Below are 10,184 nucleotides of genomic sequence, written 5' to 3'. Positions count from 1 at the left end.
CCCATTACCAATGAATTCGGCCGGTTCGGAATAACCGACAATGCCGTTATTTCTGCCAGTGATAAATGATCCGGATTTTTTTGAAAATACAATACAGAGGCGGATTTCACGCCTTCAATATTTCCACCATAAGGTACCAGGTTAAGGTAGAGCTGAAGAATTTCTTTTTTACTGTAGGTCCATTCCAGTTGAACTGCCCGGAATGCTTCACTGATTTTTTTAAACCAGGTTCTGTTGCCCGGTTCCAGCGCGCGGGCTACCTGCATGGTAATGGTAGAAGCACCGGAGGTCCTTTTTAGGTGCAGCATATTGTTCCAGCCCGCACGTAGAATTGCCAGTGGATTTATACCCGGGTGATAATAAAAATACTGGTCTTCTTTTTCTATAATAGCTTTCTGAAGCAGGGGAGAAATTTCTTCCAATTCTGTTTTCATGCGCCACTGCTGATCTGCGGTTAAAAAGGCATGTACAACCGAACCCTTATTATCTTTTATAATAGTTGACCACTCGGGCTCCGCTGGTAACGGAAATAACAGGTGCAGCAGTACTGCCAGTGCCAGCAGTGACAGTAAAACAGTAAGTGTTTTTTTGATTCGTTTCTGAAACTTCAAGTGCCTGAATTGGTTTAACAAACTTACAGGTTTCCTATATTTTGATTTCGTTAAACTAGTAGATACATTTGATGACAATTCCAACCAATTATGCCTTCTCTCCAACGAACCCTGCTGGTAGTTGTTCTTTTTATTGCTGCACTGGCCTGTAATCGAAAAGCGGTAGTGCTGGAATATACGAATGCGGAAAAAGAAGTTCAACCCCTTCAAAACCTGGTTTTCCGTTTTAACCATCCCATTGTAGCCGATTCCTTGCTCAATCAGTGGGATTCCACCGAATACATCCAGTTTGAACCGGCCATACCCGGTCGGTTTCGGTGGGAGCAATCGAATACGCTGGTTTTTTCACCGGCCAGTCCGCTTTTGCCGGCCACTACCTATAAAGCAAAACTTACAGGGCCCCTTTTGAAAGGCTCTGCCTTTAACAAGATAGAAAAAGGCGATGCCCTGGAATTTTCCACCCCGCTTTTGCAGGTGGAGGAAATCAATTCGGCCTGGCTTTTACCGCAGGATGGTAGTACCACTCCCTATCCGCAGGTTGATCTTTATTTTAATTATAAAGTAGATGCTGCCGGTTTAAAAGACCAGATCGTTCTTACAGAAGGTAACCGGCCCGTTGCTTTTTCAATTGTAACGGTAGGGAAAGATTCAAAGATTTCGCTTCGTTTGCAGGGAATCAAAGCAGAGGATAGAGATATTGCCCTTTCTCTCAGCCTGGCGAAAGGTATTGTGCCAGAGGGAGGGAAGCAGGGGTCTAAAGATGTGCTGGAGCAAAAAATATTGCTCCCTTCACCCTTTGTATTAACAATTAACGGTGTACAGGCAGAGCACGACGGAACAGCCGGCAGAATACTGGTTAGAACCAGCCAACAGGTAACTGAAGCCGGCCTGAAGAATTTTATCAGCCTGGACCCTGCAACTGCCTTCCAGGTACAATTGATGGAAGATGGTTTTATCATAACCAGTGAATCCATCAATGCGGAAAAAAGCTACCAGTTGAAACTGAAAAAAGGATTAAAAGGCGTATTAGGCGGACAGTTGAAAGAAGAGATAATAGAAACGGTGGCTTTTGGGGAGTTGGAACCTTCGGTTCGATTTGTAAATGGAAAAGCCAGTTATATTTCTTCGGAAGGTGCCCGGCATATTGAATTGAAAATTATAAATGTGCCAAGGATCAAATTGGTGGTATCAAAAATTTATGAATCCAATTTGCTGGCAGCTAATAAATATGGCTATTATCCCAAAGAAATCAGCGGCGGTAATGATTATGATTCCTATTATTATGGTGGAGAGGGAGATTTTACCCTGGGAGATGTTATTTATGAAAAAGAAATTGATACACGAAGCCTGCCCAGGATGGGTAATTCACAGTTACTGGAATTTAACCTCGAAGATCGCCTGCCCGAATTAAAAGGGGCTTATCATATCAAAGTACGGTCTACCGACGACTACTGGGTAAATGACAGCCGCCTGGTATCACTTTCCGATATAGGTATGATCGTTAAAGAAGGCACCGAAAAGCTGGTGGTTTTTACCAACTCCATTAAAAATGCGGCCGCCTTAACCGGGGTAAACCTGGTAGCTTATGGTGCTAATAACCAGGTATTGGGAATGGGTACAAGCAATGCGGAAGGGGTTGCAGAAATTGCTTTAACCCGAAAAGAAACAGCTGGTTTCAAACCTGCAATGGTGATTGCGAAAACAGCATCCGATTTCAATTATCTCCTCTTTGGAAATACCAGGGTCAATACGTCTCGTTTTGATGTAGGCGGGAAACAACTAAATGCAACCGGGTTAGATGCCTATGTGTATACAGAAAGAGGTATTTACCGGCCGGGTGAACAGATCCATTTTGCGGCCATCGTACGGGATTATACCTGGAAAGCGGTAGCAGATCTGCCGGTGAAATGTAAAATTCTTTTCCCGACCGGAAAGGAGATGAAGAATTTCCGGAAAACCCTGAATAAAGAGGGAAGTACAGAAGGTAGTATTGAGCTACCGGTGGCAGCCATTACCGGCACTTATTTGCTGGAACTATACAGTGGCAATGAGGTGTTATTGGCTAGTTTGCCAATACAGGTAGAAGAGTTTGTACCGGATCGGATCAAAGTTCAAACCAGCCTTACTGCCAAAGAATTAAAACCCGGTGAATCCGCTAACCTGTTGGTTGAGGCGCAGAATTTTTTTGGTCCGCCTGCTGCAAACCGTCGCTACGAAACTGAAGTGCAGGTAAAACAACGCATGTTTTCTCCTAAAAAATTCAAGGCTTACCAGTTTGCGCTTACTAATTTGCAGAGTTTCTTTGATAAGAAATTTGAAGAAGGTACTACAGACGACCAGGGTAAAGCCAGTATCAGTTATACAGTGCCTGGGTTCTATAAACTTATAGGCTTATTGCAAGCCCGTTTTTTTACCACCGTTTTTGATGAAACCGGCCGCCCGGTAAGCAGGGTAGTGGAAGCTGATATAAGTACGCAATCTGCATTTTTGGGAATCGGTTACAACGGGTATGATTATTTTCCACTTAACCAGGCAGTTAAGTTTCCGTTGATTGCGTTAAACAAAGCAGAGCAGGTGATCAATGGCCAGCAGGCAAAACTGGAGGTGATCAAACAGGAATACCGTACTGTATTAAGTAAAAGTGGCGATTATTTTCGCTATGAATCGCAGCGGGAAGAAAAAATTATTGCCAGCAGTATGGTTACTATTTCTGGCGAAAACTCTTCTTATTCCTTTGTTCCCCGCTCGCCTGGAAACTATGAGATCCGCCTGAGCCTGCCGGGCAGTTCTACTTATGTAAGCCGCTCATTTTACAGCTATGGTTATTGGGGAGGAGATTATAGTTCCTTTGAAGTAGATACCGATGGTAATATTGATATCGAAACTGATAAGGCTTCTTATAGTCCCGGTGAAGAAGTGAAGCTGTTGTTTAAAACTCCGTTTAGTGGACGCATGCTGGTAACTATGGAGCAGGATAAAGTACTTAGTTATAGGTACCTTAATGTGGACAAACGTACTGCTACCGTTTCTTTGCCAATAACGGAAGCACATTTACCCAATGTTTATATTACGGCAACACTTATCAAACCTCATGCACAATCGGATATACCATTAACCGTTGCGCATGGCTTTAAAGGTGTAACAGTGTCGGATAAGCGAAGAGTGATACCGGTTGAAATACTGGCCGAAGCTTCCAGCAGGTCTAAAAAAACACAAACAGTGCGGGTAAAAGCAGCCCCCGGTGCCCTGGTTAGTTTGGCAGCTGTCGATAACGGGGTATTGCAGGTGACCGATTTCAAAACACCGGATCCGTACAGTTATTTTTATGCAGACCGTGCGCTGGCAGTGAATGCATTTGATTTATATCCCCTGTTATTCCCCGAATTAAAAGCTACCCGAAGCAGTACAGGGGGCGATGGAGACCTTCGAATGGATCAGCGGGTTAATCCAATGCCCAATAAACGGGTAAAAATTCTTTCTTATTGGAGTGGGCTGGTTAGTGCCAATAGTTCGGGAGAGGCAAGCTTTTCTGTAGAAATTCCGACCTTTTCGGGTGAAGTACGTTTAATGGCAGTGGCGCATAAAGGCGATCGTTTCGGGGCTGCAGAAAAAACTATGAAGGTGGCCGATCCACTGGTGCTTAGTACTGCATTGCCCCGTTTTATGAGCCCGGGCGATAGTATTGATATTCCTGTTACAATAAACAACACAACCAGCCAGGCAATTACCGGAAGCGCGCAAGTACAGGTAAGTGGTGCAGTTGCCGCTGCTGAGCAGGCGGGGCAGCCACTGACCGTTGCGGCCAATGGTGAACAGCGACTGGTATTTAAAGCATTTGCCAAACAAACCATTGGTGAGGCAAAGGTGAAACTGGCCGTAGCAGCAGGGGGCACCACTTATACCGAAGAAATCGAACTAACCGTTCGCCCGGCATCTACTCTTCAAAAACGCAGTGGCAGCGGCTTGGTGGCGGCTAATTCCATTGCCAGCCTTACAATTGGCGATCCTGATTTTATACCGGCATCGGTTCGTCGAAAATTGGTGGTCAGCAGATCGCCTGTACTGGAACTGGGTGGTGTATTGGAAAAATTAGTCAACTATCCCTATGGTTGTACAGAACAGTCCATCTCTGCCGCATTTCCACAATTGTATTTTGCCGATCTGAGCGAGTTATTGCAGAAAGGCGATGCCTCTAAAAAGGCCGCTGCTGCCAATGTGCTGGAAACAATCCGCAAAATTAAAATGAGACAATTGTACAACGGTGCATTGTCTTTATGGGATAACGATAAAACTGAACATTGGTGGACTTCAATATATGGCGCTCATTTTCTCCTGGAAGCAAAAAAAGCCGGCTTTGAAGTGGACCGCTCCCTGCTGGAAACCCTGTTGAGTTATATCAACCAGCGGTTGGGTGCCAAGGTTACGGTAAATTATTATTTCAATACCAACCAGTATAAAAAAATTGCCCCCAAAGAAATGGCTTACAGTCTGTATGTATTAGCACTTGCCGGCAAACCTAATATTTCCTCGATGAATTATTACAAATCAAAGCCCGAACTGCTGAGCCTGGATAGTAAATACCTGCTGGCAGCTGCCTATGCACTGGCTGGTGATAAAAACCGTTTTGCCGAGTTGTTACCGGCAAGCTTTTCTGGTGAAGAAGCCGTTGCGGAAACCGGCGGTAGCTTTTATTCGGTTATACGAGACGAAGCCATTGCGCTAAATGTTTTGTTGGAAGTGAATCCGCTGCATCCGCAGGTTCCTGTAATGGCAAAAAGCCTGGTTCAACGGTTTAAACAAAGAAGCTGGTACAGTACCCAGGAAGCTAGTTTTGGTTTCCTGGCATTGGGTAAGCTGGCTGCTAAACAACAGGCAGGCAAATCAAGCGCCGCCATTCTCGTAAATGGAAAAACAGTGGGTACTATGACCGGCAACAGCACCACGGTGGATGCAGCCGGTTTGGGTACTGGAACTGTACAGGTAAAAGCAACGGCCGGCCCGGTTTATTACTGGTGGGAGGCAGAAGGAATCAGTGCCACCGGATCCTATAAAGAAGAAGATCAATACCTGAAGATCCGTCGGGCATTTTTTGATAGGAATGGTCGTGCCCTCACAGGAAAAACTTTCCGTCAGAACGATTTGATTATAGTGCAGTTAACGCTGGATAAAGCATACACAGGCACGATCGAAAATGTAGTGCTTACTGATCTGCTGCCGGCTGGCTTCGAAATTGAGAACCCACGTACCAAAGATATTCCCGGAATGGATTGGATAAAAGACGCTTCCACCCCGGTTTCACTGGATGTGCGCGATGATAGAATTCACCTGTTTGTAGATGCCGACAGAACCAGGCAGGTCTATTATTACGCGGTACGTGCTGTTTCGCCCGGGGTATATCAACAGGGCCCTGCCAGTGCGGATGCTATGTATAACAGCGAATACCATTCCTATAATGGTGCCGGAAAAATCACTATTACCAATCGATGAAAAAGGAGCACGTTCTTAATGCAGACCTGGTAGCAGATATTCGAGGGCATGCGCAGGAAGCTGAACTCCGCGGAACACTTTCAGCCGCTGAATGGGAGCTGGTTCACCAGCAAAATTGGTTGAATCTTTATCTGCCTGCAGATATGAAGGGAATGGGCTTGGCCTTGCCGGATGCCTTGCTGAAACTGGAGCAGCTTGCAGCGGTAGACGCATCACTCGGCTGGACAGTAACCCTTTGCAGTGGGGCGCACTGGTTCCTTGGTTTTTTAGAGAAAGATCTACGATCCGCCCTTTTTATAAAAGATCGATTGTGCATAGCCGGTAGTGGAGACGCAGGGGGTACTGCTGTACCGCTGGACGGTGGTTACTGGGTGGAAGGAAGTTGGCCGCATGCTACCGGCGCTGGTAACGCCACCCATTTCAGTGCCAATCTCTGCCTGAAGGGCGATATGGCCGCATTTCTTTTTTATGCCGATGAAGTTGAATTATTCTCCAACTGGACCACGATGGGAATGAAGGCTACTGCCAGCCATGGTTTCCGGGTCAGGCCTCAATGGATACCAGCTAACCGGTTTTTCCGGATCAACCCATCGGCTTATACGCATCCCGACCCTGTGTTCAGATGTCCTTTTGAACTCCTGGCAGCCTATACGCTGGCTGTGAATACCAGCGGAATGGCAAGCCGGTTTGCAGAACTGGCCGGGGTACAGCTGTCATTACCCGAAACCGAATTTTACCAGGAAAGAAACAGGTTGTTGGAAAATGCCCGTCGTCATTGGCAGACACTGCAAGCCGGCAACCAGGTGTCACCAACGGAAGTGCAGGAAAGTTCCCGGCAGGCAAGACAGCTAACAGCCCTTGTACTTCGTTTTGTTCAGGATTTATATGCAGGAATGGGCTTGAGGGCTGCCCGGGAAGAGCAGGAAATAAACCGCGTATGGAGAAACCTGCACACGGCAGCACTGCACCCCTTGTTAAGGAAGCTCTCCTAAAGAAAGTTGCTGGTAGAGATAATTGCTGATGTGTTGGCTCATATCCTTCCATCTTTTTCTGGCACCCCAACCTCCACCAAAAACGGGATTGAAATGGCGGTGCAATTCATGTCCAACCCCCTGGTAGACCCGTACATAATGGGGAATGCCGGCAGCAAGGGCCTGCCGTTCAATTATAGCTGTTCCGAAAAACGGGCCTGTACTTGAATTATTGGGCACTACCCGGTCTTTGCTGCCGTGTATAGATACTAAAGGTACCCTGCAATTAGCGATCCAACTGCTGTCATAAATTGATCCCCACATGTTAATGGCAGCTACTACTCTATTGGGATTATGAACCGTGTCGGCACCGGCACTGTTTTTTTTCAGGTAAGCGCGGAATTCAGCTTCACTGCTGCAAACAGCGTGCAAGGCCATCATTCCCCCGGCAGAATTGCCAGCCAGAATAATGCGGTCCGGGTCAATTTTATAGTGGTGCGCATTTTCCCTGAAGTAGGCGATAGCCAGTTGAAGGTCTTTTAATGCATCAAAGCAGGCTTCTGAAAGATCCTCAAATTTAGACAGCGGTTTTTTCCGGCTTTTGCGATAGTTAATGGAGGCAACAGCATAGCCTCTTTTAGCCAGTTCTTTTGCCCAGAAGGGCGTACTGTCGGAAGATTTGTTGCCGAGCTTAAAGCCGCCCCCATGCATAGCTATAATAAGTGGGCGCCGGCTTTGCGTATCAGCTGCTGAATAATACCAGTCGAACTGGTGGACTCTTTTTTTCAGTCCCTCTGTCTCCTGGTTGTAATAGGAAAGATTCCTGGTTCGCTGTATTTTTTCGAATTGGATGTCTTTATAACGGTTGCCGGAAGCTGTTTGTGCCTGCAGGTAGGGTAGACTAACCGCAGATAAAATAATAGTTACAATAAAACGAATGGGCATACACTGTTTACTCATCTGTAAGGGATTGGGTAACTACACCAAATTCGAACTGCATTTCATTTAATTTACGGTACAATCCATCTTTTGCCATTAACGCTGCATGGGTTCCCGACTCATGTACCACTCCTTTATCTACTACCACTATCAGGTCGGCATTACGAATAGTTGACAGCCGGTGTGCAATTACAAAGGAAGTGCGGCCTTTCATAAGATTTTCCAATGCTTCCTGCACCAGTTGTTCACTTTCACTATCGAGTGAGGAGGTGGCTTCATCCAGGATAAGAATAGCAGGATCTTTTAAGATGGCCCGGGCAATAGCCACCCGCTGGCGTTGGCCTCCGCTTAGTTGGATACCTCTTTCACCTACGATTGTTGCATATTTATCGGGGAACGCATCGATGAAGTTATGCGCATTGGCTTTTTTGGCAGCCAGCATAATTTCTTCATCCGTGGCATCCGGTTTTCCGTAGGCAATGTTTTCTTTGATGCTTCCACCAAATAACAGCACATCCTGCGGAACAAAGGCCATCTGCGCACGTAATTCAGAAAGCGGGAAAGAACTTGCAGGTCGGCCATCAAAATAGAGGGTTCCTTTATCGGGCTCGTAAAAACGGAGTAACATGGATACGAGGGTAGATTTGCCGGCACCACTTGGACCCACGATGGCTACCTGCTGTCCGTTACCGGCTATAAGACTGAGGCCTTTCAATACCGGTGTGTCTTTGCGGGAGGGGTAGCTGAAATGAATGGCATCAAAACGAACATCGCCCAGGATCCTGTTTTGAGGGTCTATCCGGATCGGTTCCAGCGATACAGGTTCACTTTGGCTCCGTAAAATTTCCCGGATACTTTCAGTTGCTCCCAGTGTTTTCTGCAATTGAGAAAACATATCTGCAAAACCTGCAAAAGTACCGCCTACAAACATGGAAAAAATAACAAACATGGTAAGGGCGCCCAGCGATAACTGGCCCGATTGAATCATGTTTGCTCCGTACCACATTACAAAAGCGATGGCGCCAAAAACACTGAAAATCATAAAAGAAACAAATGCACCCCGGTAACGCGCATTGGTAATGGAGGTATCTACCACGGCAAAAATGCTTTTTACATACCGGGTGATTTCATGAAACTCACTGGTAAATGCTTTCACTACGGTAATACCCTGAAAGGTTTCCTGAACAATGGTACCACTTTCTGCAAGCTGATCCTGTGCTTTTTTGGCCATCCGGCGTATTTTTTTTCCAAAAAACACCGCCAGTATGGCAATTACCGGAACCACACCCAGCATTACCAGGGCCAGTTCTTTACTGATCCAGAAAATAAAAAGCAAGCCTATTACAAGGGTGAAAATGCCTCGCAGAAATTCTGCGAGCGTAAAGGAGATGGCGTCCTGAATCTGTGATAAATCCGAAGAGATCCGGTTGCTTAATTCGCCTACTCTTTTTTCTGAAAAATAAGCCATTGGCATACTTAGCAGTTTGCTGTATACGTCTTTCCGCATGCCTGCCAGGGAGCGTTCTCCCACTGCTGTTAGCAGGTACACCCGCATATAGGAAAAAAACATCTGGAAACTGAGGGTAATAAAAATCAGCAGTAAGGAGGTGTTCAAACTCCATTTCACCGATCGGAGCTGATCGGCAAAAGGCATGGCTGCCCCGCTGCTGATGCCAGCAGACCCACCTGCTCCGGGAACGGCTGCGTCAATCATTTTTCCCAGGAAAAGGGGAAACAGGCTGGTGGTTAAGGCGGACAGGGCAATAAATACCAGGCTCAGGATAAATTGCCCGCGGTAAGGGCGGAGATAAGTAAACAGGACCAGGGCCTGTTTCAGCGATTCTTTCGAAATTTTAACTTTTGGCCGTTCATTCGACTCTTCCTCTTTGTTCCTATACCGTCCTCTTGCCATATTTTTACGTTTCTGGTTAATTGACCGCAAGATACGTCAGCAACCCGCTTAATTGACTCAATATGCTCCTACGAATTACAGTTCTGTCCATTGTTTTGTTGTCGAATGGTTTGGCCGCCTGCTCCCAACAACCTAAAATCGACTTTGAAACCTATAATCCCCCGTCTACCCTGGTGGTACCTGAACATCTGGTAACGAAGGCAAAATACCCCTTTATAGACGTACACAATCATCAATACCAGATGGGGTCGGGCAGTTTATCTG

At 46.2% G+C, this 10,184-nt stretch carries 5 protein-coding genes and 1 pseudogene; 3 read left to right on the top strand and 3 right to left on the bottom strand.

The genetic code is table 11. From position 1 onward, the window contains the following. The coding region (locus A1D16_RS19920) for a transglycosylase domain-containing protein (RefSeq protein WP_290712808.1) at window positions 1–611 on the bottom strand (611 nt) is incomplete at its 3' end. Window positions 612–701: 90 nt separating this feature from the next. Between A1D16_RS19920 and A1D16_RS19915 the strand changes: the two genes are divergently transcribed. Continuing rightward, window positions 702–6,098 carry an MG2 domain-containing protein gene (locus A1D16_RS19915; protein ID WP_290712805.1) on the top strand — a complete coding sequence of 1,799 codons (5,397 nt, stop codon included), beginning with the start codon at window positions 702–704 and terminating at the stop codon, window positions 6,096–6,098. Beyond that, window positions 6,095–7,090, top strand: a complete 996-nt coding sequence (locus A1D16_RS19910) for an acyl-CoA dehydrogenase family protein (RefSeq protein WP_290712803.1) — start codon at window positions 6,095–6,097, stop codon at window positions 7,088–7,090. Before A1D16_RS19915 ends, A1D16_RS19910 begins: the two co-directional genes overlap by 4 nt. On the opposite strand, the gene A1D16_RS19905 is transcribed toward A1D16_RS19910, so the two are convergent. Both A1D16_RS19905 and A1D16_RS19900 read right to left on the bottom strand, forming a co-directional pair. Beyond that, complete coding sequence (locus A1D16_RS19905) at window positions 7,073–8,029, bottom strand: alpha/beta hydrolase (protein WP_290712801.1); 957 nt, start codon at window positions 8,027–8,029, stop codon at window positions 7,073–7,075. The genes A1D16_RS19910 and A1D16_RS19905 overlap by 18 nt on opposite strands. Beyond that, window positions 8,022–9,920 carry an ABC transporter transmembrane domain-containing protein gene (locus A1D16_RS19900; RefSeq protein WP_290712798.1) on the bottom strand — a complete coding sequence of 633 codons (1,899 nt, stop codon included), beginning with the start codon at window positions 9,918–9,920 and terminating at the stop codon, window positions 8,022–8,024. Before A1D16_RS19900 ends, A1D16_RS19905 begins: the two co-directional genes overlap by 8 nt. A 62-nt stretch (window positions 9,921–9,982) precedes the next feature. On the opposite strand from A1D16_RS19900, the pseudogene A1D16_RS19895 reads away from it, so the two are divergent. After that, window positions 9,983–10,184, top strand: a pseudogene (locus A1D16_RS19895) (hypothetical protein); the annotation flags it as partial.

This window comes from Flavihumibacter sp. CACIAM 22H1, assembly GCF_001601815.1.
Taxonomy (GTDB): domain Bacteria; phylum Bacteroidota; class Bacteroidia; order Chitinophagales; family Chitinophagaceae; genus Flavihumibacter.
Note: the sequence above shows the minus strand (reverse complement) of the source record. Positions and strands in the feature narration are given on the sequence as shown.